This window comes from Pseudomonas sp. FW300-N2F2 (assembly GCF_017351655.1).
Taxonomy (GTDB): Bacteria; Pseudomonadota; Gammaproteobacteria; order Pseudomonadales; family Pseudomonadaceae; genus Aquipseudomonas; species Aquipseudomonas fluorescens_AA.
This window is the reverse complement of record NZ_JACNDQ010000002.1, coordinates 848,589-871,236: the sequence shown is the minus strand read 5'-3', so window position 1 is coordinate 871,236 and position 22,648 is coordinate 848,589. Positions and strand designations below refer to the sequence as shown.

The 22,648-nt window shown below is 59.0% G+C and carries 23 protein-coding genes and 2 pseudogenes; 11 read left to right on the top strand and 14 right to left on the bottom strand.

Going from position 1 to position 22,648, the window contains the following annotated elements; genetic code table 11:
* The 4 genes and pseudogenes from J4E63_RS18575 (at position 1) to J4E63_RS18560 (ending at position 2,467) form a co-directional block, all read left to right on the top strand.
* Positions 1 to 807, top strand: a complete 807-nt coding sequence (locus J4E63_RS18575) for an ABC transporter ATP-binding protein (protein WP_060742922.1) — start codon at positions 1 to 3, stop codon at positions 805 to 807.
* 73 nt (positions 808 to 880) lie between these two features.
* Positions 881 to 1,240 carry a RidA family protein gene (locus J4E63_RS18570; RefSeq protein ID WP_207282920.1) on the top strand — a complete coding sequence of 120 codons (360 nt, stop codon included), beginning with the start codon at positions 881 to 883 and terminating at the stop codon, positions 1,238 to 1,240.
* Positions 1,241 to 1,289: 49 nt separating this feature from the next.
* Positions 1,290 to 1,568, top strand: coding sequence for a hypothetical protein (locus J4E63_RS18565; protein WP_207282919.1), 279 nt, complete (start codon positions 1,290 to 1,292; stop codon positions 1,566 to 1,568).
* Positions 1,569 to 1,767: 199 nt separating this feature from the next.
* Positions 1,768 to 2,467: pseudogene (locus J4E63_RS18560) on the top strand (transposase).
* 325 nt (positions 2,468 to 2,792) lie between these two features.
* Here J4E63_RS18560 and J4E63_RS18555 read toward each other — a convergent pair.
* On the bottom strand, positions 2,793 to 3,197 hold the full coding sequence (locus tag J4E63_RS18555; protein WP_207282918.1) for a nuclear transport factor 2 family protein: 405 nt from the start codon (positions 3,195 to 3,197) through the stop codon (positions 2,793 to 2,795).
* A 140-nt stretch (positions 3,198 to 3,337) separates the two neighbouring features.
* Complete coding sequence (locus J4E63_RS18550; protein ID WP_207282917.1) at positions 3,338 to 4,255, bottom strand: LysR family transcriptional regulator; 918 nt, start codon at positions 4,253 to 4,255, stop codon at positions 3,338 to 3,340.
* A gap of 109 nt (positions 4,256 to 4,364) precedes the next feature.
* Between J4E63_RS18550 and J4E63_RS18545 the strand changes: the two genes are divergently transcribed.
* The 3 genes from J4E63_RS18545 (at position 4,365) to J4E63_RS18535 (ending at position 6,644) form a co-directional block, all read left to right on the top strand.
* Positions 4,365 to 5,117, top strand: a complete 753-nt coding sequence (locus tag J4E63_RS18545; RefSeq protein ID WP_207282916.1) for an SDR family NAD(P)-dependent oxidoreductase — start codon at positions 4,365 to 4,367, stop codon at positions 5,115 to 5,117.
* Positions 5,118 to 5,174: 57 nt separating this feature from the next.
* Positions 5,175 to 5,741, top strand: coding sequence for a VOC family protein (locus J4E63_RS18540; RefSeq protein ID WP_207282915.1), 567 nt, complete (start codon positions 5,175 to 5,177; stop codon positions 5,739 to 5,741).
* 294 nt (positions 5,742 to 6,035) lie between these two features.
* Complete coding sequence (locus J4E63_RS18535; protein WP_207282914.1) at positions 6,036 to 6,644, top strand: hypothetical protein; 609 nt, start codon at positions 6,036 to 6,038, stop codon at positions 6,642 to 6,644.
* Positions 6,645 to 7,048: 404 nt separating this feature from the next.
* On the opposite strand, the gene J4E63_RS18530 is transcribed toward J4E63_RS18535, so the two are convergent.
* The 7 genes and pseudogenes from J4E63_RS18530 to J4E63_RS18500 all read right to left on the bottom strand — a co-directional run bounded on the left by J4E63_RS18530 (position 7,049) and on the right by J4E63_RS18500 (position 13,944).
* Positions 7,049 to 7,354, bottom strand: a complete 306-nt coding sequence (locus tag J4E63_RS18530; RefSeq protein ID WP_207282913.1) for a hypothetical protein — start codon at positions 7,352 to 7,354, stop codon at positions 7,049 to 7,051.
* Between the two features lie 254 nt (positions 7,355 to 7,608).
* A pseudogene (locus J4E63_RS18525) lies at positions 7,609 to 8,224 on the bottom strand (tyrosine-type recombinase/integrase).
* Positions 8,225 to 8,321: 97 nt separating this feature from the next.
* Positions 8,322 to 8,753, bottom strand: coding sequence for a VOC family protein (locus J4E63_RS18520; RefSeq protein ID WP_207282912.1), 432 nt, complete (start codon positions 8,751 to 8,753; stop codon positions 8,322 to 8,324).
* Between the two features lie 291 nt (positions 8,754 to 9,044).
* Complete coding sequence (locus J4E63_RS18515) at positions 9,045 to 11,444, bottom strand: TonB-dependent receptor (protein WP_207282911.1); 2,400 nt, start codon at positions 11,442 to 11,444, stop codon at positions 9,045 to 9,047.
* Between the two features lie 131 nt (positions 11,445 to 11,575).
* Positions 11,576 to 12,502: a FecR family protein gene (locus J4E63_RS18510; protein WP_207282910.1), complete on the bottom strand. Its 927-nt coding sequence runs from the start codon at positions 12,500 to 12,502 to the stop codon at positions 11,576 to 11,578.
* A complete protein-coding gene (locus J4E63_RS18505; protein ID WP_060741623.1) occupies positions 12,499 to 13,005 on the bottom strand; it encodes an RNA polymerase sigma factor in 507 nt (168 codons plus the stop codon). Before J4E63_RS18505 ends, J4E63_RS18510 begins: the two co-directional genes overlap by 4 nt.
* Positions 13,006 to 13,152: 147 nt before the next feature.
* A complete protein-coding gene (locus J4E63_RS18500; protein ID WP_207282909.1) occupies positions 13,153 to 13,944 on the bottom strand; it encodes a helix-turn-helix domain-containing protein in 792 nt (263 codons plus the stop codon).
* A 121-nt stretch (positions 13,945 to 14,065) separates the two neighbouring features.
* Here J4E63_RS18500 and J4E63_RS18495 point away from each other — a divergent pair, with 121 nt between their 5' ends.
* Complete coding sequence (locus tag J4E63_RS18495; protein WP_207282908.1) at positions 14,066 to 14,677, top strand: glutathione S-transferase family protein; 612 nt, start codon at positions 14,066 to 14,068, stop codon at positions 14,675 to 14,677.
* Here the strand turns inward: J4E63_RS18495 and J4E63_RS30925 are convergent.
* From J4E63_RS30925 to J4E63_RS18485, 3 genes are all read right to left on the bottom strand, one after another.
* A complete protein-coding gene (locus J4E63_RS30925) occupies positions 14,671 to 14,796 on the bottom strand; it encodes a hypothetical protein (RefSeq protein WP_259333947.1) in 126 nt (41 codons plus the stop codon). The genes J4E63_RS18495 and J4E63_RS30925 overlap by 7 nt on opposite strands.
* A gap of 218 nt (positions 14,797 to 15,014) precedes the next feature.
* On the bottom strand, positions 15,015 to 15,791 hold the full coding sequence (locus J4E63_RS18490) for an SDR family oxidoreductase (protein ID WP_207282907.1): 777 nt from the start codon (positions 15,789 to 15,791) through the stop codon (positions 15,015 to 15,017).
* A complete protein-coding gene (locus J4E63_RS18485) occupies positions 15,785 to 16,117 on the bottom strand; it encodes a nuclear transport factor 2 family protein (RefSeq protein WP_207282906.1) in 333 nt (110 codons plus the stop codon). Before J4E63_RS18485 ends, J4E63_RS18490 begins: the two co-directional genes overlap by 7 nt.
* A 105-nt stretch (positions 16,118 to 16,222) precedes the next feature.
* Between J4E63_RS18485 and J4E63_RS18480 the strand changes: the two genes are divergently transcribed.
* On the top strand, positions 16,223 to 17,131 hold the full coding sequence (locus J4E63_RS18480) for a LysR family transcriptional regulator (protein ID WP_207282905.1): 909 nt from the start codon (positions 16,223 to 16,225) through the stop codon (positions 17,129 to 17,131).
* 21 nt (positions 17,132 to 17,152) lie between these two features.
* Here the strand turns inward: J4E63_RS18480 and J4E63_RS18475 are convergent, their stop codons facing one another.
* A complete protein-coding gene (locus tag J4E63_RS18475) occupies positions 17,153 to 18,592 on the bottom strand; it encodes an HD domain-containing phosphohydrolase (RefSeq protein WP_207282904.1) in 1,440 nt (479 codons plus the stop codon).
* 86 nt (positions 18,593 to 18,678) lie between these two features.
* On the opposite strand from J4E63_RS18475, the gene J4E63_RS18470 reads away from it, so the two are divergent.
* Complete coding sequence (locus J4E63_RS18470; protein ID WP_060741621.1) at positions 18,679 to 19,452, top strand: alpha/beta hydrolase; 774 nt, start codon at positions 18,679 to 18,681, stop codon at positions 19,450 to 19,452.
* Positions 19,453 to 19,515: 63 nt separating this feature from the next.
* A complete protein-coding gene (locus J4E63_RS18465; protein ID WP_207282903.1) occupies positions 19,516 to 21,081 on the top strand; it encodes a GMC family oxidoreductase in 1,566 nt (521 codons plus the stop codon).
* 189 nt (positions 21,082 to 21,270) lie between these two features.
* On the opposite strand, the gene J4E63_RS18460 is transcribed toward J4E63_RS18465, so the two are convergent.
* Positions 21,271 to 22,614 carry an MFS transporter gene (locus J4E63_RS18460; RefSeq protein WP_207282902.1) on the bottom strand — a complete coding sequence of 448 codons (1,344 nt, stop codon included), beginning with the start codon at positions 22,612 to 22,614 and terminating at the stop codon, positions 21,271 to 21,273.
* Between the last annotated feature and the right edge of the window lie 34 nt (positions 22,615 to 22,648).

The window sequence follows — 22,648 nt, the reverse complement described above, 5'->3', positions numbered from 1 at the left end:
ATGTCTGTTGCTGTTAACGAGTCATCGGCTCGCGCCACTGCTATCGCGACTCAGGGGCTGCGTAAAAGTTATGGTGAAATAGAGGTGTTGAAAGGTATCGATTTTACTGCTCGCGAAGGCGAAGTGGTTTCGATTCTTGGAGCCTCTGGATCGGGTAAGTCGACGTTCCTGCGCTGCCTTAATTTGCTGGAGCTTCCCTCCGCAGGATCACTTGATGTTTTTGGGGAGCGCGTAAAGCTGAAACAAGGCGCTTCGGACGCCCATATTGCTGACCGCAAACAAGTGGACCGTTTAAGAACCCAGGTCGCCATGGTCTTCCAGAACTTCTGCTTGTGGAGTCATATGACCGTTCTGGAAAATCTGATGGAAGCCCCTGTTCATGTCCAAGGGCGAAAAAAGGCTGAGGTCCGTGACGAAGCGCTGTCGATTCTGGAGCGCGTAGGCCTGACACATCGAGCCGATGCATACCCAGCACAGCTATCGGGTGGGCAGCAGCAACGAGCGGCCATTGCACGCGCTCTGGTGATGAAACCTCGCGTGCTGCTGTTCGATGAGCCGACGTCAGCTTTGGACCCAGAACTGGTAGGTGAGGTGCTCAAGGTCATGCGCGATCTCGCTACTGAAGGTCGAACAATGTTGATCGTCACGCACGAGATGGCTTTTGCCCGCGATGTTTCTAATCGGATTCTGTTCCTTGACCAAGGGCGCATCGAAGCCCAAGGGCAGCCCCAGCAACTGTTTGCAGGAGGGGTCAATGAACGGTTCGATCAGTTTGTTCGCCGCTTCAACGAAAGCGCAGCTCATTGATTAAGTAGATGACGTATTCGTGCCAGGCAGTCGCCCAGCGAGACCGCCTGGTGTGGGGGGGCGTGAGGGAAACATGACAAAAATCACCCGAATCGAAAGCAATCCGAAGCTAAGTAGAGTGGTCGTCTATAACGGGATAGCGTGGTTCAGCGGAATCGTCGCCGCCGACTGGAAGCAGGATATTGTGAGTCAAACGAAGCAGGTAATGACGCGCCTAGATGAGTTGTTGGCGACCGTACAGAGCAACCGCTCAATGATTCTGAGTGCGCAGATCTGGATGAAGGACATGGCCGCTGATTTTGACCTGATGAACGACGTCTGGAGCGCGTGGTTTGCACCCGGAGAAGCCCCTGCACGCGCGACTTCCCAAGTGACATTTGACGAACCAGATATCCGTATAGAAGTGATTGTCACCGCTGCGGTGCCAAGCTGATCAGCAATTGATATTGCCGTCTTCGGCCCAGAGCAACTCGGGAAAAATCATGCAAACAAGTCAAGAGCTGCAATTTATCAACAGCACATCATCGCGGATGCTGCTTGTCTTAGAGCCCCGATCCAGCGAATTTTGGATCGAGCGCGGAGCCACAGTGACGGTGATTGTTCGAGACCCGTCACCCGTTCGATCTCTGGACGTGGAATATCTGGTCGGAGGGCTCGTGGTTTATGCTCGTCATGGAGACAAGGTCGAAGTCTATGAGAACGGTCTACGTCTACCCCACGACAAGCGGACCCGGCGCATGGCAGGTAAGCTGACCAGCTGATGATTCCTCGGGGCCAGAGAGTCGACCCTCTCAAACTCCATGTTCCAACGTCGAGGGGGCAGCTAAGATCTTGACTGTCCGCTTTGGGTCGATTCTGTTGAAAAAGTAGCTCCCCTAACCGACCTCCGGCAAAATCTCTGCATTGGCCAGCAGCGATGCATGCAGCATGATGGGATAGTTATCGAGTGAGTAGGAGCGACTGTTTTACTCCTTCAACGTTGAAGATCACATCCCAGCCAATCACCTTCTGCGCAGCATCGATCAGTGCCCCGATCTGAGCGACCTGCGCCATTACCTCGCCGATTTCGATAGTCCGATTGGCCGTCCGTCGATTGATCCCGAACTGATGATTCGCATGCTGATCGTCGGCTATTGCTACGGCATTCGCTCAGAGCGGCGGTTGTGCGAAGAGGCCCATCTGAACCTGGCGTATCGCGGGTTCTGCCGGTTGAGCCTTGAAGATGAAGTCCCCAATCACTCGACCTTTTCCAAAAATAGACACGGCCGTTTTCAGGACAGCGATCTGTATTGGCGACACCGCTTACGGTACCGCGCCGATGCTAGCCTGGATGGTGGAGAAAAAAGACATCGAGCCGCATGTGCCGGTGTGGGACAAAACCGAGCGCAAGACTGCGTTCCGCAAGATCGCTCGCAGCGTCCATGAAGCCGCTCGTGATGTAGCGCGGCGCATTGCAGCGACGCCGGCATATCAGCGCTCTCGCCACGAACGTAAAAAGGTCGAGATGTTGTTTGCCCATCTCAAACGCATCCTGAAACTGGATCGCTTGCAACTACGTGGCATGAGCGGCGCGACCGATGAGTTCACGCTGGCCGCTGCGGTGCAGAATCTGCGCCGGCTGGCCAAATTTACCTCTCAAGGTCCGCCGGTCACGGGATAGGTGCGCCTGCACTAAGCAAAAAACCTCAAACTAACCCACTAACTGAGCGGCAACGGTCAACGAAGGGCCAAAAAACCACTCAATGTGGTGAGTAGGTTCTCCGGTGGTGATCGTGTGTGAGTTCAGGCGAGCGGAAAATCCGACTTTTTCAACAGAATCCGACCCAAAGCTGCCTTTCACAATGGGCACAATTGGCCAGAAGCAGACAGTCTCTGCCACTCAGCTAAAAACGAAAGGATCGAGGCTAAAGCCTTTCCCACAAGGACATTTGGTTTTCAGTAGAAGCGGTTCTAGCCACGAATTTTAGTGTCGCGATTCAATAGCCTTACGCTGGCTCAACCGGCGCGAACGCCTTGGCAGCGGCCACGGTATCCATGGATTCGCGCAGCAGCTGAATTTTGCCGTCTTTGGCCACTAGGCGGCCTGCGTACATCTGCCGGTAGATGCGGCCTGTGGCAGGCACCAGCGCCTCTACGCTGTATTCGGCAAACACTTGATCGGGGGTGTCGATCAAAAAGCGCACATTGTGGAATTTGAAATCCGGCACTTTACCGAGCAATGAGCCGATAAAACCCTCGATCGCTGCAGGCCCCTTCACGCGGTGTGGAATGCCGAGCGACTCCAGGTAGGGCAGCTCCAGCACGCCGTCCTCGGCGAACAGGGCCGCTGCCAAGTAAGGCGTCTGGATGGCATCCAAGTACTGTTGAAGTAATTCCACGGCATTCTTCATGACGACTTTCTCCCGAAACGAATAATTGGATGGCACGCTGTGTTGTGCCGACCAAACCACGTTAAGGTATCCACCAGGTTTCAAAAATAGCAGTTAATGAAAGTCATCATTTCATAATTGAAAGAGCTGCCCCCATCGTCTCATAACGGCCATCGCCATACGGGCTCGCTTAAATGCTCGGCGAAGAAGTCCGACAGAGCTGTGATTTTTACCGGCCGTGTGCGGGCTGAGGGGGTGACGAAATACAGGCCACCACGGGTCATGCTCCATTCCGGTAGCACCACGACCAAGCGTCCATCTGCCAAGTATTCGCTGGCAATAAACTCCGGCAGTTCGGCGATGGCCAGGCCTTCAAGCAACACCGGCAATAACGCATCCGAGTTGGTCACCCTTAACGGGCCGCTGGGCACCACGTCTTCTTCGGTGCCGTCCTTATGGGTGAACCGCCATACTTGGCTGCGGGCTCGGTAGGCATAACTCAGGCACGTGCGGGCCGCCAGTTCGCGGGGATGGCCAGGGTGGCCATGGGCATCCAGATAAGCCGGTGAGGCGACCAGGTATTGGGTGACAGCGCAGAGACGCCGCGCAACCAGCGAGGAGTCCGGCAATACGGCAATGCGTAACGCCGCATCAAAGCCCTCGGCGATCAGGTCTACCGAGGCGTCTGAAAGGTGCAGGTCAATCGACAGCTCGGGATACTGCCGGATCAACTGCGGCATCAGCGGTGCCACCCAACGCAGGCCAAACGACATGGGGATCGCAAGGCGTACTTGGCCGCGGGGCTGGACCGATAACTCCTGAGCCTCGCTTTCCACCTCTTCAGCCTGCCGATAAATCTCCCCCGCCTTGGCCGCCATGCTCGCGCCGAATTCGGTGAGTGCCAGTTGCCGCGAAGTGCGGTTGAACAAGCGCCCGCCCAGGCGTTCCTCCAGGCGCGCGACCGCCCGCGATACCGTTGGCACTGACACGCTCATGACGCGCGCCGCGCCGGCGAACGACCCTTCTTCGGCCACCTTGGCAAACATCGCCAACCCTTCGAAATCTGGAAGCTTGCTCATTTCATTTCTGCAACGATAGGTTTCAGACAATTCTATTTTGAAAATTTTGCCCCGTCGATAAGCTTCTCCCACACCGCAACTTACTCAATCGAAATACGGGAGAAACACCATGACTAACAAACTCGAAGGCAAAATTGCATTGGTTACCGGCGGCAGTACAGGCATCGGTCTGGCCACTGCCAAACGCTTCGCTCAGGAAGGCGCCCACGTCTATATCACGGGCCGCCGCCAAGCCGAACTGGACGCCGCTGTCGCCGCTGTTGGCAACGCCACCGGCGTGCGGGTGGACTCAGCCAACCTCGATCAGTTGGACGCGTTGTATCGCCAGATTGGCGCGACCCACGGCCGAATCGATGTGCTGTTCGCCAATGCGGGTGGCGGCTCCATGCTGCCACTCGGTGACATCACAGAACAGCAGTACGACGACACCTTCAATCGCAACGTAAAAGGCGTGCTGTTCACTGTGCAAAAAGCGCTGCCGCTGCTGGCCCCAAAAGCCTCGGTGATTCTCACCGGCTCCACGGCGGGCAGCTCGGGCACCGCCGCCTTTAGTGTGTACGCCGCGTCCAAGGCCGCCGTGCGCTCATTTGCACGCAACTGGATTCTGGATTTGAAAGACCGCCAGGTGCGCATCAACACCATTAGCCCTGGCGCCACCCGCACTCCTGGCCTGGTTGAACTGGCCGGCCCCAATGCCGCTCAGCAGCAGGGCTTGCTCGACTACATGGCGTCGCTGATCCCCATGGGGCGTGTCGGTGAAGCTGACGAAATTGCCAGCGCCGCGTTGTTCCTGGCCTCGGATGACGCCAGCTTCGTCAACGGTATCGAGCTGTTTGTTGACGGCGGCCAGGCGCAAATCTGACCACCCAGCGGGCGACTGCCACAGTCGCCCGCCAACCCATCTCAAGAGGAACAGGCTGTGAACCCATTGCAATCGATATTGCTGGCCGCCAGCGTGACCCTGGTTGCCGCTACTCAGGCGGCGACCACGCCCCCTCAAAGCCACCCCGGTATGAACTCAGCCGCACCGCTTCAGGTTTCAGCCATCGACCATGTCGGCATCAATGTACCGGACATCGACACCGCTACCCGTTTTTTCTCCGCGCTGATGGGCGCACGGGTGGTCTCGGATATCAGCCCTGGCAAGATCCCGGATCAGTGGAAAAGCCAATTCCGCTGGCATGGCTCCAGCGAGCTGCAACGCTTTGTGATGCTGCAAATGGACGGCGGCGCGAAGCTGGAGTTGTTCCAATACCAAGGCTCTGAGGTCAATCAGGTCCAACCCCATGGCGACGACGCCGGAGCCAGCCATGTGGCCTTGCGCACCGCCGATATTGACGGCAGCCTAGCGACCCTCAAGCGCCTGAATGTGAGCATTCTCAACGAACCCATCACCAACACGGACGGCGTTCGTTGGTTCTATTTTCAAGCACCGTGGGGTACGCAGATTGAGCTGGTGTCGCTGCCGCAAAGCGTTGGTGGCTAACCCCGCCGCTTGCGCCGGGCTGGTGCTAATTAGCAGCCCGACTGCCACGACAAACGCTAGGCCCACAGCAGTAGCCCAAAAAGGGGCAGATTTACTATCAAAAAATATATCTGTCCGCTTTTTCCGTTGCTGTCTCTCGTGAAGGGCTGCAATCGGCCACAAGCCGCCGGTCGCGAATGTTGCCTTAAGGCAACTCCTTAAAGTACCAAATGACGGTTCAGGTCTATGCTCATAGCGATGTGGGTATCCCGCCACAGGCAGCGTGTGTTTACGTCAAGTTCGTTGGGAGCAAAGATGAGCACTCAACCCGAAATCGGTTTTTGGCAGATCATGCCGATCGCCACATCCTTATTGACTCTGGTTTTTATTTATATGAATGCACGCTTCAGCATTCAAAACAAGCAAGCGGACCTCATCATTCACTTCCATAAGCAATTTGACGAAATGCAGAAGAAGCGCTGTGAGCTGCTGATCGCACAGGCAGAATCGGCCTCAGGATTTGCAAGTGCATGGAGCTCCGAACGCCTTAACGTTGAAGCTGAGATATTCTTCGATAGATTCTGGAGTCTCCAGTTCGATGAATTCCTCGCGTGGTATGAGGGATATCTGCCGACGTCGATCTACATTTACTGGGTTTTCTCGCGCTGGCGCGAACTTCACCAACCGTCTGCGGGATGGACCGTCTGCGGAAATACGCTGGTATCTACACTCGAAAACTTGAAAAGTCGGTGGCAAAATAACCACGATAAGTCCTCAAAGCTGTCAGCTCATCTCACCAGTTTCCTTGGCCTGATGTTTGCTCTTAAGCAGAATGCCGTATCCGCCGAGGTTGAAGAGCAACTGGGGCATTTTGGACCATCGCGTCTACGCCGATTCGGTCGACGGCTATTCGGCGCGCATTGACAAGGACTTACAGGATTAGGCGTCCATCTTCAGGGGGCACAACGTAGGTGTTTAGCCATCAACGTACCAAGCACGCTATTGCACGACCTGACCGCGATCACCGACTGTGGTTACTAGCTGCAGCCTTAATACCCGCAAGGCAGCTATTGGCCGAAGGGAAAAGAAAGAGGGGACAGATTTATTATCAGACCTACAGCGGACGGCCGTGGTAATGACAGACTCGTGGCAGTTCATTGTTTAAAGACGCATACCCATTTCAAAAGCGCGAATCTCGCCCCCCCCAACTCTATGTACATAAGTATTTCTTGTTCATTGCCTCACACGGCAAGCCTGATGTGGCGCGTTTGCTGGACGCTTACACATCATGGCCGTGGCCACCGGAGCAAAGACGCCCCCAATTCCGACTAAGGCATTTGACTTACATGAGCGTTCAATATGGTTGATCCGTTCAAATAAATAAGGTAGTTGGCCTGACAACCACGCTCCGGGTCTTTATAGTTTGATGCATAATAGCCGTAGGTTCTTCCGCCGGGGACCAAAAGCTGGGCCATCCATAGGCGGCCGCACTCAATAAGCAGGTCGTTCTTTGCAATTCCAATTGTCACCTCTTGTCCCACCCCAGTTATTTGCGCGTTTATTCTCGCGAGGATATCTTGAACCCTTGAAAATTGGGGGTTTACGTTGTTTCTTCCTCGATAAGCTTGCGGCATACAATCTCTCCTTCGTTGATTGAATCTGGATCATTCCCTTACAGTTCCAACGCCATTTGAAGCCTGCGCCTAGCTCAAGCGCGCTGAGTTCTCAGCGTAGACCAGCGGCGGAGGCCTTTGTAAAAGAGTCAGCTCGTCGACAAGCCTCCCTTGGCGGGCGGCAGGTTGTGTATCGCCCCTAGTTTTCTAAAAGCGGCGACCGACCGCAATGGGTCGGAAAGCGACGGTCTGGCCCAGACCGTCGCAGTGGAGGATTACACGTCTGTCTGCTCTGCCATTTCTAGAGCATCGTCTACCTCAATGCCCAAGTACCTGACAGTGCTTTCGAGTTTCGTATGACCAAGCAAGAGTTGAACTGCCCTTAAGTTGGTCCTGCGATAGATCAACGAAGCCTTGGTTCGCCGTAGCGTGTGGGTACCGTACATCGTCGGGTCAAGTCCAATGGCTGTTACCCATGCTTTGACTATTCGAACGTATTGCCTGGTGGAGAGATGATCTGAGTCATGCAATCGCGCCGGGAACAGATAATCCTCACTGCGGATGCGCCTGACGCATCCAAGACTCCAGAACTGTTCGTGTTTGCTCAGTAATTTCAAACTGCACTGGATGTTGAGTTTTCTGCTGAATCACGATGGCCCGTGACGAAACATGCTCCCCATGCGCAATGTCACGTACTCGTAGCTTGGTTAAGTCACAGGCACGCAGTTTGCTGTCGATGGCCAAGTTGAAGAGAACCAGATCCCGTGCCTTCTCCGCGAGCTGAAGCCTGACCCGAATGGCCCAGATATCTCTGACTCGAAGCGGGGCTTTCTGCCCTATAAGCTTTCCCTTGTTCCAAGGCTGATGGCGATATAAAGCGATAGTGTTCATGGCTTGTCCTCCAGGTTGAGGAAGGACAAGGGTGGATCAGTCACAATGCGTGGAGGTCGCTAACCGACCCATTGCTGACGGTCGGCTTGGCTCAGATTCACATTGAACAAGCCGGTCGCTCACCCAACCGCTCTACCAACCTTACGAGATAACCGTCGGGATCCTGAACGATGAATTCGCGTTGGCCTACTTCTATGTCGTCAGCCCGATACCAGGTGTCTTTGCATTCTCGATAGAGTGGACATCCAGCCTGAACAAGTTTTTGGATGATGGGTGCGACAGCCTCTACATCAATTTGTAGGTTGATGCCTCTTCCAAACGGCTTGGTCAACAACGCAGTCAGCCATTGACCCGCGTCTGGATCAACCTGCTCAAGCATTACTTGAGCACCATTCAAATCAAGGTACGCAAATCCATCATCCGGACGTTGATAAGCTACGTTGAACCCCAGATGAGAAACCCAAAAAGCTAGGCTGCTATCCAGGTTGGTGACCATTAACTCCGGAACCAGTTTGTTACGTACGAACATGAGATGACTTCCATTTCAAAAGGCTTGTTTTTGCGGGCGGGCAGGTACTGCACCTACGGCCTCGCTGCCAAGACGGGATCGTGGGGAGCATGATGATGCACGGTCGGGTGGGAATTATCGAGTCGCTTTGAGTGGCAGCTTCTGGCTGGCTCCTGCCTAGCGAAAAGCGCCAATCGACCCAATCACAGCAATAACAACAGAGGCCACAAATGCAGCCTCTCAGAGCGTCTGACAAAACCACCTTTAGTAATCACACAACTTGCAACAACACCTCTTTAATCGCCAACAACCTCAAAAATCAACAGTAGCCGACACTTTCAGCGTACGCGGTGCCCCTTGGGTCAGATAACCACCATTGGCCGAGGCCCAGTAATTCTCATCGGCGACGTTCTCCAGCATCGCGTTGAAAGTCACCCCGCGGCCCTCCATTTTCGTCCGATAGCGCGCGCCCAGATCGACGCGGGTCCAGGCGGGGATGCTGTATTCGTTGGCGCTGTCAACGAACTGGCCGCCGGTGCGCAGTAGCAGGCCGTTCAGGCTCGCCCCGGGCAAGCCGGGCACATCCCAGTCGGCGCCCAGATTGAACTGGAATTTCGGCACGCCCACCGCCTGGTTGCCATCGTCGCGACCGCCGATTGTGCCGCTAAGTTCGGCTTTGGTCCAGGTGGCACCGCTCAGCAGGCGCAGGCCGTCCAGTGGCTCGCCGAACAGGCTCAGTTCCACGCCGCGATTGCGCTGCTCGGCATCCACCCGGTAGTAGCCGTCGCCGCCGAGCACGCCCTGGGGCTGTTCGATGCGGAACAGGCTGAGGCTGCCGCCGAAGGTGCCCCAGTCGAGCTTGGCGCCCACCTCGGTCTGCTTGGAGCGATAGGGGGCGAACATCTCGCCGTTGTTGAGTGCGGCGGCCGGCGCGGTCGGGCCCTGCTGCAGAGACTCGACGCGGTTGGCATAGAGCGACAGGTATTCGGTGGGCTTGATCACCAGGCCATAGGCCGGCGTGGTGATACTTTCCTGATAGCTGGAGGTGCGGGCACCGCTGGCCGCGCTCCAGGCGTCGGCGCCGATGGACTGGCGGCGCACGCCCAGGGTCAGCAGCACGCGGTCGTCGAGCAAGCCCAGGGTGTCGGAGACCGCCAGGCTACGGTTCTGCACCTTGGCGGTGGTGTCCGGGTCGTGGATATCGCCGGAGACGCTGGTGGCCGGCGGCTCGGCGACGGGCTGGCCCTGATACAGATTGCCGAAGCCACGACTGCCCGCCGCGGTGGACTCGAACGCGTTGCGCTTTTCCTGCCAGATGCCGTTGCCGGCCAGGTTGATGCTGTGGCTGACCGGCCCGGTGGCGAGTTCGCCGCGCAGCCCGGTGACGGCGCTCAGGGTTTCCTGGTCCAGCGGCGAATAGAGACGGCCGATACGGGCATCGCCATTCGCGCCGTAGACGTAGTTGGAGGCATAGACACCATTCTCCCGCGTGTATTTGCCGCCTGCGCTCAGGTAGGCGGTCCACGTGGGCGACAGGTCGTACTCGGCGCTGAACATGCCATAGGTGTCTTCGAGCTGCGACCAGCTCCAGGGTTGCGCGTAGTTGTGGTCGGAGTCCGGTGCCGACGGCGTCTTGCCGTTGAGTGTGCTGGTAGGTCCCGTCGTGGTGAGGTAGACCACCGAGCGCCCCTCATTGACCCGTTGTTTCTGGTAACCGAGATCCGCGGACAGGCGCAGACGGTCACCCCGATAGTCCAGGCCTAGGGTGGCCAGGCTGAAGCGCGAGTGCTCATCGTCCACCGCGGTCTCGCCCTCGCGCTGGGCCAGGTTCACCCGCACGCCGAAGCGGTTGTCCTCGCCGAAGCGCTGGCCCAGGTCGAGGTGCCCGCCCACTCGGCTGTCGCTGGCATAGTCCAGGGTGGCGCTGCGCGTGGGGGTGTCTTCGGCACGCTTGGAGACCACGTTGATCGCCCCGCCGACACCGCTGCCCGACGGCGACACGCCATTGACAAAGGCGTTGGCCCCCTTGAACACCTCGACCCGCTCGACCGACTCGGTGGAGATGATCTGTCGCGGCAGAATGCCGTACAGCCCGTTGAAGGCAATATCGTCGCTGAACAGCTGGAACCCGCGCACGACGAACACCTGGGAGAAGTTGCCGAAGCCGAACGACTGACGCACGCCCGGATCGCTGGCCAGCACATCGGCCAGAGTCTGCGCCTGGCGCTTCTCGATCAGCTCGGAGGTGTAGCTGGAGAAGGCGAAGGGCACATCTTGCATGTCCTGGTTGCCCAGCACGCCGATGCGGGCACCCCGCGCCGCCTCCCCGCCGGCGTACTCGGCCGGCAGGTCGACACGACCTTCGGCGAGCCCGCTGATGGTGGTCGGGCCCAGCTCCAGCACGCCCTGCTCGGGCAGCGGCACCAGGGTGATGGTGCCGTCGTTGCCGGCCTGGAAGGTCAGGCCGCTGCCCTCCAGCAACCGCTGCAGGCCGTCGACCACCGAATAGTCGCCCTTGAGTGCCGGCACCATGGCGCTGCCACGGGTCAGGCCAGCGTCATAGAGCAACCGCACGTCGGCCTGCTCGGCGAAATCGGTGAGCGCCGCGTCGAGCCGCTGGGCAGGCACGTCGAGCTGGACGGCTTGCGCCTGTGCGGCGGCAATGGCCAGGGGAAGAACGGCTAGCGCCGCGAGGAAGGGGGTCGACCGCATGCTGGTGTCCTTGACTATCAATACGAAGAAGTCGCATTTGCAGGAACGGAAGACGAAGGCGGCGATGATTTCTGAACCATCGCCGCCTAAATATTTTGTTTTTTCTTGAAGGTACAGGCGCGGCGCGGCTCTCAGCGGCGTGAGGTGACCAGAATCAACCCCGGCAGGCGCACCAGACGCACAGGCAAGGTGGTTTCCACAGCGCTCAACACCGCCTGTGGGTCGTCAAGGGCAAACACGCCGGTCACCTGTAGCCGGCGAGCGTCTTCGTCGACAAACAGCACCCGCGCAGACTGGCTGCGCTCAAGCTCGGCGAACACTTGCTCCAGCGGCTGGTCGCGGAACACCAGCTTGCCGCGCTGCCAGCTCAAACGCTGGCGCGCATCCAGTGCTTGCGGCGCCTGCAGCGCCGCGCCGCGCCACTGCACCTGCTGCCCACCCACCACCGGCAGCGGCTCGCTCCCCTCGCTGGAAGCCAACACGCGGCCCTCGCTTACTGCGAGGTCGACACCGCCCTCCTCCAGACGCACATCGAAGCGCGTACCGGTGACGCGAATGCGCGCCTCGCCGGCCCTGACAATGAACGGCCGGGCCGGATCATGGGCGACCTGGAAATCCGCCTCGCCGCGGTACAGCATGACCTCGCGGCTACCGTCGACAAACTTCCAGTCCAGCGCCGAATCGCCGTTGAGGGTCAACAGCGAACCATCGGCCAGACGCACCTCGCGCACCTCGCCCGGCTGGGTGCTGATATCGGCATACAGGCCAATCCAGGTGCCGCGCGGTAGCCACAGGGCGAGCAACAGCATCGCGGCGCAGGCCAGCGGAGCCGCCCACAGTCGATGGCGACGTATTACGCGCACCTGAGGCTGCTCGGCCGGACGTTCTATCTGGCCGAGCAACGACCACAGCCCTTCTACCTCACGCAACGCCTGCTCATGTTCGGGTGCCGCCTGACGCCAGGCCTGCACGGCAGAACGATCGGCAGCGGTGGCGCGGCCAGAATGCAGCAGCACCTGCCATTGCCGGGCCTGATCGAGAAGCGAAGGATGATTCACGGCTGTGGGTCCATCTGCTGCTGGCAGTGTTCGAGGGCCTTCAGGATATAGCGTCCGGCCATGCTTTCCGAGACCCCCAGGCGCTCGCCGATCTCACGCTGGGTCAGCCCGTCCAGGCGATTCCACAACAACGCCTGGCGCAGGTGCGGTGGCAAATCCTGGACCACGCGCTGCAGTCGCTCCAGGCGCTGGGCGTCGCTTGCCGCTCGCTCCGGACCCGGCTGGGCACTGACCAATTCGATGGATATCTCCTCCTCGACGGGGCGGGATTTTTGCTGACGGCGATAGTCGATGATCAGGTTGCGCGCGATGCGGTAGAGGAACGCACGAAGATTACCGATCTCTTGCTCGGACTCGCGCCGGCGAAAGCGCAACCAAGTTTCCTGGCGCAGGTCGGCCGCCAGTTCTGCGCACTTCACCTGCCGTGTGAGGAAGCGCAGCAGTTCACTCGAATGGCTCTCGAACTGGCCGTCGGTGGAATGAGGATCGGATGGCCTGGACACGCAAGCGACTCAAGCGAGGAAGAGTCGCGAGAATATATCAAATGATAATGACTTTCAATTACTGAGGATCTGCGGCATTTCGCCCCCTTTAATGGGGGTAAAAACGCCAGCCTGGTCATTCCCGGGATCCGTTCGGTACATTCCGCTCTAAGCCACTTTTTCATCGTAGAAGGCGATGCGAAGTCCGGGCCTGTCCTTGGAGACAAGGATATTGATGCGATAGCTTCGCCAACGGCCCTGTGCATCGTGGAGCGTAATGTCCGTATCGCCGATGGGGAGGATTTCGGGATCATCCCACCGTTCCATCGTTTGCGGGACGGCTTGAAGAACCTCGTTGAGGATGGACTTTAGAATCGGGCTCTTCCCTCCCGTCAGATAGTCGTGGCGGGCCTTGAGCAGGACAAGCCTCGCGGCGAACTGCCAGTCTTGAATCTTCTGCCGGTAGTGGTCGGAAAAGAACACGATGCGGATCATGTTCGGTCGCGGCAATGCGAAGTCTTCAAACAGGATCCTTGCCGCTTTGTTATGGGCCAGCACATCCCAAGAGCTGTCCATTATGTAGGCGGCTTGATCGAGAGCATCGATCATCCTTACGAGCGACTGAGGAAGCTCGGCACTTCCAGCCCCATCCGCAAATGTCTCACGGCCAGCCAGTGCAAAAAGGTGCTCCCGTTCGGCGCGGTCGAGCCGAAGCCCTCGCACCAATCGCTGGAGGAAGTCGTCCGATACCGCGATGTCGCGCCCCTGCTCAAACCAGGTGTACCAGGTCAAGCCGACACCCGCCAACGCGGCGACTTCTTCACGACGCAGGCCCTTGGTTCGACGGCGGCGCCCCTGCGGCAGGCCAAGCGATTCCGGAGAAGTGCGCTCGCGACATTGGCGGATGAAGTCCGCAAGCGCCTGTCTGGCCGGCACGCGCGTCAATCGATCAGACGTCACTTCACACCTCGCAAAGCATCACTTTAGTAACAGCATAAATGCCCCATTGTAACAGGATCTATTGCGGGTAATCTCTGGGGCATGAAGTGATCGAAATGCCAAACTCGGGAGGTTGGATCGCATGCTCCTCTACCAATTTCAAAAGGGCACGAATCCGCGGCGCGTTATCATCTACCTGAGCGAAAAGGGGATTGACGTTCCGCGATATGAACTTGATTACGCCAACGCAGAGCACAAGTCGCGCGAATACCTCGCAATCAATCCCAGCGGACGAGCCCCGACACTTCTCACCGATGAGGGTGTGCCGATCACCGACTCCGCCGCCATCGTCGAGTATCTGGAGGAGCTGTATCCCGACACGCCAATGATTGGGACGGACGCCATCTCTCGATCAAAGATACGGTCGCTTGAACGCCTGGGCACTGACCTGGTAGGCCGGTCTCAGCTTTGGCTGTGGAACGTGACCCAGTCCTTTCCCGCCAAGGAACCGTCTCCATCACCGGAGGTTGCTGAAAAGCTCTTTGGGTATGTCACCGAAATACTGGATGTCCTGGAGACGACGATCGGAGATAACGAGTTCCTGGCAGGAGACAGGCCTTCGATCGCGGATTGCACGGTATTTTCAATTTTTCAAACATGCCGGGAGAGATTCGACCACCCCTTCGGCTCCGCTCATCCACGCCTTGACGCCTGGTACAAGAAGTTTCGCCAGCGGCCGAGCGCCGACTACTGAGAGGTCAGTGATTTGAACACGTCCAAGGCCATGAACTGCGATTCAAAGCGACTGAAGGCAAGCGACGGCCCCGTCTTCGCTCCGATCAGACCCTCCAGAATCAGAATGGCAATCGTCATGACTGTATTCGTTTACCCCATCGTGACACTCCTGCTCTACGCATTGAGTCCGCTGGCCGAAGACTGGGCCGTGTGGCATCGAACACTGGTTCTAACGCCGATCACCGTCAGCCTCATTGTCTTTATTGTGAGCCCGTTGATAACAAAACACTTTGACTGGTTCCTGCGTCCTCGCTCAGCACCGGGATGCATCGTAATGTCTCGGCCGAAACAACCGCCTAGGCCGTCGGCACCGTTCCGCCGTCGATCACAAACTCACTTCCCGTGATAGATGAAGCTCGCGGCGAAGCCAGAAAGCCAATCAGGTCGGCCACCTCTGACGGGGTCGAGGGGCGCCCGAGCGGGATGCCTCCCAGGGCTTGCATGATGATCTGCTTGCCGCCTTGATAGTCAGTACCGGCTTCCTGCGCGAGTCGCTCGGCCAAGGCGACCGAGGCTTCGGTTTCCACCCAGCCCGGCGAAACCCGGACAACGCGGACGCCCTTGGGCGAAACCTCTTTCGATAGGCTCTTGCTGTAAGTCGAAAGCGCAGCCTTGGCCGCTGCATAGGCTGTCGTAGCTTCCGGCAGCGGCAGCCGACTCTGGATGGAGGTCACGTGGAGGATGACCCCTTCCTTTCGCTCCAGCATATCCGGTAGCAAGGCGCGATCCAGGCGCACGGCCGGAAACAGATTCAGATTGAGCTCACGTTGCCACTGCTCTTCGTCCAGTGCCGCGAAGCCGCCGCCGGGTGCCGAGGAACCACCCAGGACGTGGACGATGATGTCCACACTGCCCAATCGCTGCCTGGTCGCGGCGACGACCGCATCACAGCCTTCCCGGGTCGAAAGATCGGCCTGGACCAAGAGGTTATCCGGCAGCGTACCGCTTGCCTTCCGAGCGGAGGTAAGCACCTGCGCGCCCTCCGCCAGGAACAGCTCGACTACAGCCTTCCCGATGCCTTTGGTGCCTCCAGTGACGAGGACTCGCTTACCACTCAAGCCAAGGTTCAGCATGGCATGATCTCCAGGGCACCTATTCGATCGCCCTCCAGAGTGAAGACGTGACTCAGATGAACCGGGCTACCAGGAAAATCGCCAGTAAGCCGTGCGATGACAGTCAACTTGCCCTCCCCCGGCAGCGCCTGCAAAGGTTGAACGTCAAAGGAGAACGCCTGCCGGACCTCCTGTTGCCAAGCTTCGATGGCCTGAATGCCCTCATGCGTCTGGTTTTCATCGAACACCGTGGCCTGTGGGCAGAAGCAGCTCGCAAGCTGTGATACGTCGCCGCCATTGCTGATATTGAAGTACGTCTCAACGACGTCGGGAAGCTGAAGGCTCATTGGCCGGTCTCCTGGATGGATTGCTGGGAGCGATCTTGCTACCTGACCGATAGTTTGCTCAACTGGGATAAACTTTATGGCCTATCCCAAAATCCAGGATAATTCATGTCAGATACTCGTCTAGGCCTGAGCGAGCTGGACGCTGTCCTAGCGGTTGCCCGCAGGGCTTCGTTCCGACAAGCCGCCATCGATCTCAATGTCTCGACCACCGCGTTAAGCAGCACCATCGCCAAGCTGGAAGCGAGCCTCGAAACGCGGTTGTTCAATCGTACGACGCGTAGCGTGGCCGTCACCGAAGCGGGCAGGATCTTTCTGGAGCAGGTGGGGCCGGCCCTGCAGGATTTGCGGACTGCGCTCGACGCGGTGCGATCTCACAATGCCGGTCCTTCGGGCACGCTGCGCATCAACGCGTTCGCCAGCGCTGCTCGAGCGGCACTGCTGCCGTTGATGGTGGAGTTCCTGCGGCATCATCCGAAGGTACACATCGACCTTGTCACCGAAGGCCGCCTGGTGGATATCGTCGCTGACGGCTTCGATTTCGGCGTCCGTTCCGCGAGCCTCGTGCCGAGCGATATGATCGTGATCCCCCTCGGCCTGCCGCAACGGTATGCCGTGGTCGGTACACCGGCGTACTTCGAGCAATACGGCAGGCCACGGACGCCGCCTGATCTGCTCAACCATCGGTGCCTGCGTGTTCGTTTGCCGAATGGGGCGATTTTTCCTTGGCATTTCGAGCGCGATGGGGAAGTGACCAGGCTCGATGTGAGCGGCCCGCTCACGCTCGATGAACCGAGCGTCGTCAAGGCAGTGGTGCAGGAAAGCATGGGGCTCGGCTTTTTCATGGCGCAGGACGTTCAGGATGAAATCGAGGCCGGCCAGTTCGAGCGAGTGTTGGAAGATTGGACACCGCCCAGGGACAAGCTTTGCCTGTACTACCCGAACCGCCGCAACCCCTCTGCCGCGGTCAAGGCATTCATCGCCCTGGCTCGCGCCAATCCGTCCGTCCAAGAATGATCGATCTGCCGCGCCTTGGCATCAGGAGATCAAGCCCAGCGTCAATGCCTTCAGGGTCGCGGCAGCTCGGGTCGAGCATTCCAGTTTGCGAAATATGCTTTCCATGTGTGTGCGAACGGTGCTCGGACTGATGTCCAGCAGCCGCGCCACCTGCTTGTTACTGGCGCCACGGCTGATTTCCAGGAGCACATGACACTCCCGTGCGGTGAGTAACGAACTCTTCGGCTGATGAGTCCGACGCTCGCCACGTGCAGCGGCGATAACCGCTTCGCATACAGCCTTGTCGAACAAACCACTGGCGGCATCCTGCCCCAGCAGTCTGGCCGCCTCCGATTCGCCGTGGGCCGCCCTCCATGGCCTGGCTTCCCTGAGTGCGACCCAGGCTATGGAAGTGGCGAACAGTCGATGCTCGGCACACAGCGCATCCCCCATCACACCTCGAAAGTAGCCACTGCCGTTGAGCCGTTCGTAGGCATGGGCGGCAATCTCGGCAGGCACGGCCAGTTCACCGATAGGCCTCAGCGCCTGTTGCGTCCAGTAGGGAACCAGGTGCACCCGCTCCGCGGCGCTATAAGGCAGCGCCCCGGCGGTGTTCCAGAGCTGGTTGGAAACGGCTGCCCGACCCAGACCGTAGACAAGCGCCGCCTTTCCGAGCGCTGTCAGGGTGGGTTCACCTAGCCCCCACAAGCGTGCAGCCTCCATGGCGACATGCGCCACCCGCCGCGAATGCCCCGCCAGCCAGGGTAGCTTCAAGTCAATCACGTCCCCCACCAAGGTCAGCGAGACGGAGCGTTCGGCCTCCCCATGGACCGGGTTTTGAGAGCGACCATCCAGGTCTGCCAGCCACGCCCTGGCGTTATCCATGAGCAACGACGCGAGGGCAGCGGGATAGCGCCGATCCGACTGGTCGCGGATCCAGCGCAGCGCCGCGTCCAAGCCATGTGCTCGACTGAGAATGTCCAGATCACCGGCAAGCACCACCTGATAGGCGACCTCCGGAATGTGCTCATGGGTCAAGCCCAGCGGCCGGCCAGTCCCATCGTAGGTTTCGAATACGCGGCACAAGCCTGCCTCGACAGCGGCCCCCAGTTCGAGGGTTTTCGCGACTTCGCCGGAGACCTCGCAGTGCACGACGGCCAGCGGGGTCGCCTGATGCACCGCGTTCATGGCCTCTTTGCTCAGGGTCAGGTCGAGCATCGCGCGGCGGCCATCGACGTCATCACCGAGCAGATCCGCAAACCCTTCGGCGTTGGCGGTGCAGCCGGACCAGCGCAGCAAGGCGACCTGCTCCGCCACCCTCAGGTGCTCGCCATCGCCGTGTGAGGCCTGCGCCAGACTGCGCGCCAGTGCGGCAACGCGTCGCGAATGCCCGAGTGGCTGGCCCATGCTGAGGTCCCCGACTTGGCCGATCGCCTGCAGCGCTGCGCTCAATGAAATGTCCAGTTGCAACGCACTATCCATGAAAATGCCTTGGGGTCGGATAAATGACCGATGCCCACGAAGCAGGCCAGTCAGCAGAATTGAGCTCCCACACAGGAGTTCATCCCATGAAAACATTCAGATCAAAAGCCGTCACCGTCGCCTTCGCCCTTGCAAGCACACTGGCCGCCGGTATCAGCCAGGCCCAAGATACAACGCCTTCGGTGGTCATCGTACACGGCGCATTCGCCGACGGCTCCGATTGGGCCAAGGTCGTGCCGCTTCTGCAAGCCAAGGGGGTCGCCGTTTCGGTCGTGCAAAACCCGCTCACCTCGCTTGCCGACGATGTCGCTGCCACGCAAAGAACGCTGGACAATCAGCCGGGCCCGGTCGTGCTGGTCGGTCATTCCTGGGGCGGCACCGTGATTACCCAGGCCGGCAGCGACAAGAAAGTCCGTGCCCTGGTGTACGTCGCCGCCTTCGCTCCCGATGCCGGTCAAACCAGCGGCGAACAAGGCAAAGGCGCGCCCACGCCCCCGGGCATCAGTCAGATCAAGGCTGACGGCAACGGTTTCCTCTACTTGACCCCGGAAGGTATGGCCAAGGACTTCGCCCAGGATCTTCCAGCGGCGCAGACCGCCGTGATGACCGCGACGCAAGGCCCCATCAAGGCATCCGCGTTCGAGGACAAAACGACCGTCTCTGCCTGGAAGACCAAACCGTCCTGGTATCTGCTCGCCACCGAGGACCGGATGATCCATCCCGATGTCCAGCGTTCCGCCGCCAAGCGTATCGGCGCCACCCTGGCGCAGGTGCACACCAGCCACGTGCCCCAGCAGTCGCAGCCGGCCGAAGTGGCCAAGGTGATTCTCGAGGCCGTGAAAAGCGTCGGCGAGCAGTGATCGCTGCGGCACGACACCCCCGATAACCCTGAGCCCAACCGCTGCATCGATATGGACGGACGCATGAATCATCGGCGTGATCGGAACTACGACTTCATCGTGTGTGGTGCCGGTACGGCGGGCTGCGTGGTTGCGGCCCGCCTTGCCCAACAGGACAACGCACGCGTGTTGTTGATTGAAGCAGGCAACGAATACGCCGGCCCTGAAGTTGCAGAGCCGGCGCAGTGGCCGCTGAACCTCGGTTCAGAGCGCGACTGGGCATTCGCAGGGCAACCCAATCCGCACCTCAACGGGCGTCGTCTTTCCTTGAACATGGGCAAGGGACTTGGAGGTGGCTCCAGCATCAACGTGATGGTCTGGGCACGCGGGCATCGATCGGACTGGGATCACTTCGCCGCCGAGTCCGGCGACTGCGCCTGGGGATACGATTCGGTGCTGGATTACTACCGCAGGATCGAGAACTGGCACGGCAGCCCGGATGCCGCACGGCGTGGTTCAGGTGGCCCCGTGCATGTCGAGCAGCCGGCCTCGCCTCAACCCCTCGCCTGGGCAACCCTGGAAGCGGCCAGCCGCCTGGGTATCCCCCGATATGACAGTCCCAACGGAGCGATGATGGAAGGCCCCGGCGGGGCCGCGATCACCGATCTACGCATCAACCAGGGCAGGCGCGAATCCGTTTACGATTCCTATGTCCGACCACGGCTGCACCAACCGAACCTGACCGTCCTCACCGGCGCGCTGGTGGCCCGTGTCCTGCTTAGGGGCACAAGAGCGGTCGGTGTCGAAGTGATCATCGAAGGGCAACGGCACTGCTTCTATGCCGAAGCCGAAGTCGTCTTGTCCATGGGCGCGGTGAACACGCCCAAGGTGCTCATGCAGTCAGGCATCGGCCCGGAGAGTGAACTGCGCACCCATGGCATCGTCCCGATCAGTCACCTTCCCGGTGTGGGTCAGAATCTTCAGGATCATGTTGCCTTTGGCTGTACCTGGGAGTACCTGCAACCCCAGGCGATTGGTGGCGGCGGTTGTGAAACCACGTTGTACTGGAAAAGCGACAGTCGCCTGGACGCGCCAGACCTGCTGCACTGCCAGCTTGAATTTGCGGTGCCCTCTCCTGCTGAAGTGGGTATCCAGCCACCGCAACAGGGTTGGACGATGTTCGCAGGGCTGGCCAGGCCTGTCAGTCGAGGGCGCCTGCGCCTATCGGGCGCCGGGCCGTCGGATGCTCCGCTCATCGAGCCGAACTCGCTGAGCGCGCCCGAGGACATGGCGGCGGCGTTTGCATCGATCGACCTCTGCAGGGCACTCGGGAACAGCGAACCCTTCAACGACCTGGTAAAACGCGAGGTGGTGCCCGGGCCGAAAGCGCACCGCGCCATGGAGCAGTTCATCCGCAATTCTGCCGTGTCCTATTGGCACCCGTCCTGCACCGCGAAAATGGGCCGAGATGAAATGTCTGTGGTCGACCATCAGTTGCGCGTGTATGGCATCGAGAAATTGCGGATCGCGGATGCCTCGGTCATGCCCCGAATCACCGTCGGCAACACCATGGCGCCTTGCGTGGTCATTGGCGAGCGGGCAGCAGATCTCGTCCTCGCTGCCCAGGGTGTGATCACTCTGGCCAGTTAAAACCACGAATCTCTCGAGACACCGGATTCCTATGCCACCGGTGCTGTTCGAATCATCATATATTCGCCAGGAGGGTATGGGTCAGACCACGATTCATGAACGTGGTCTGACCCGCTTATGCCTGGAGGGCGTTACGCTTGCCGAGTCGAGCAAGCGTGCGGCATGTGGGCAAACCGCACGCGGGGGGCATTACTCGTCAGTGATGTCGATCATTCTGGTTTCGGCAGACAGGTAGACGCACAAGGCAGAGATTGCTGCGAGCACTACCGTGTAGACCGAGATGGCGTAGGGCGAGCCATAATGGCTGAGCAGATAGGCGCCGACGATGGGCGCCGTGCCGCCACCGATGATGCCACCAACATTGGTGGCCATGGCGAACCCGGTGAATCGTGCACTGGGTCCAAATGCCTCGCCGGTGAATGAAGGCACAGCACCGTATACCAAGCCGTAGCCGGCCATGAACAGGCATGAGCCCAAGACCATGGGTAGGAAATGGCCTGTGGAAAATAGGTGCCAGAAGGGAAACGCGGCCAGTGCAGTCACCACGAAGCCAATCAACATCATGGTGCGTCGACCCAGTCGATCGGCCATTGCGCCGGCGAAGGGAACAATTACCAGGTGCGTGCAGATAGCTACCATCGCTACCGAGAGCACAAAGGCATTGGAAAGGCCCAGTTCCTTCTGGCCATAACTCAATGCGAACACGGTAAAAAGATAAAATGTCGAAAAATGACAGATGTTGGCACCTGCGACCAAAAGTAACTGTTTAGGATACTTGGTGAACAGGCGCATGGCAGGAGACAGGTTCGGCCCCTTGGCTGCCGCGCGCTTTTCGGCGGTCTTTTCGAACACCGGAGATTCGGCAACTTTGGACCGTACGAAGACGCCGACGACCAACAGAGCGAGACTGGCAATGAATGGAATGCGCCATCCCCACTTATAGAAATCCTCCACCGACAATAAACTGCTGACAATCAACAGCAACCCCGCCGAGGCGATGAATCCGAACACCGGACCAATGTTGTTGATGGCTGCATAAAAGCCACGTTTTCGCCGGGGTGCATGCTCAAGTAGCATGAGCACTGCACCGCTGTATTCTCCGGCAAAAGCGAAGCCCTGGATGAAGCGCAGCACACACAGCATGATGGGTGCCCAGATTCCTACGCTCGCGTAGGTAGGCAGCAAGCCAATACCGACGGTGCTCAAGCCCATGATGATCAGCGTGAGGTAGAGCAATTTCTTGCGGCCTATCCGGTCGCCGAAATGTCCAAGCACCAGCGAGCCCAGTGGCCGTGCGACAAATGATATGGCGAAGGACGCTAGCGAGGCGAGTCTTGAGACGGCTTCATCGGTGCCTGGAAAGAACAGAGGAGCGAAGATCAGCGCCGCCGCGGTACCGTACAAATAGAGGTCATAGGTTTCTAACGCTGTGCCGAAGAGACTCCCGGCAACAACATTTTTCATGGATTTTTTCTTCTCATCATCAATAAACTCATGATGAGTCTCGTTGTTACTTAAAAGTGAGGTTTGCATAGTTTCACCTGTTGTTATTGTAAATATGCAAGCG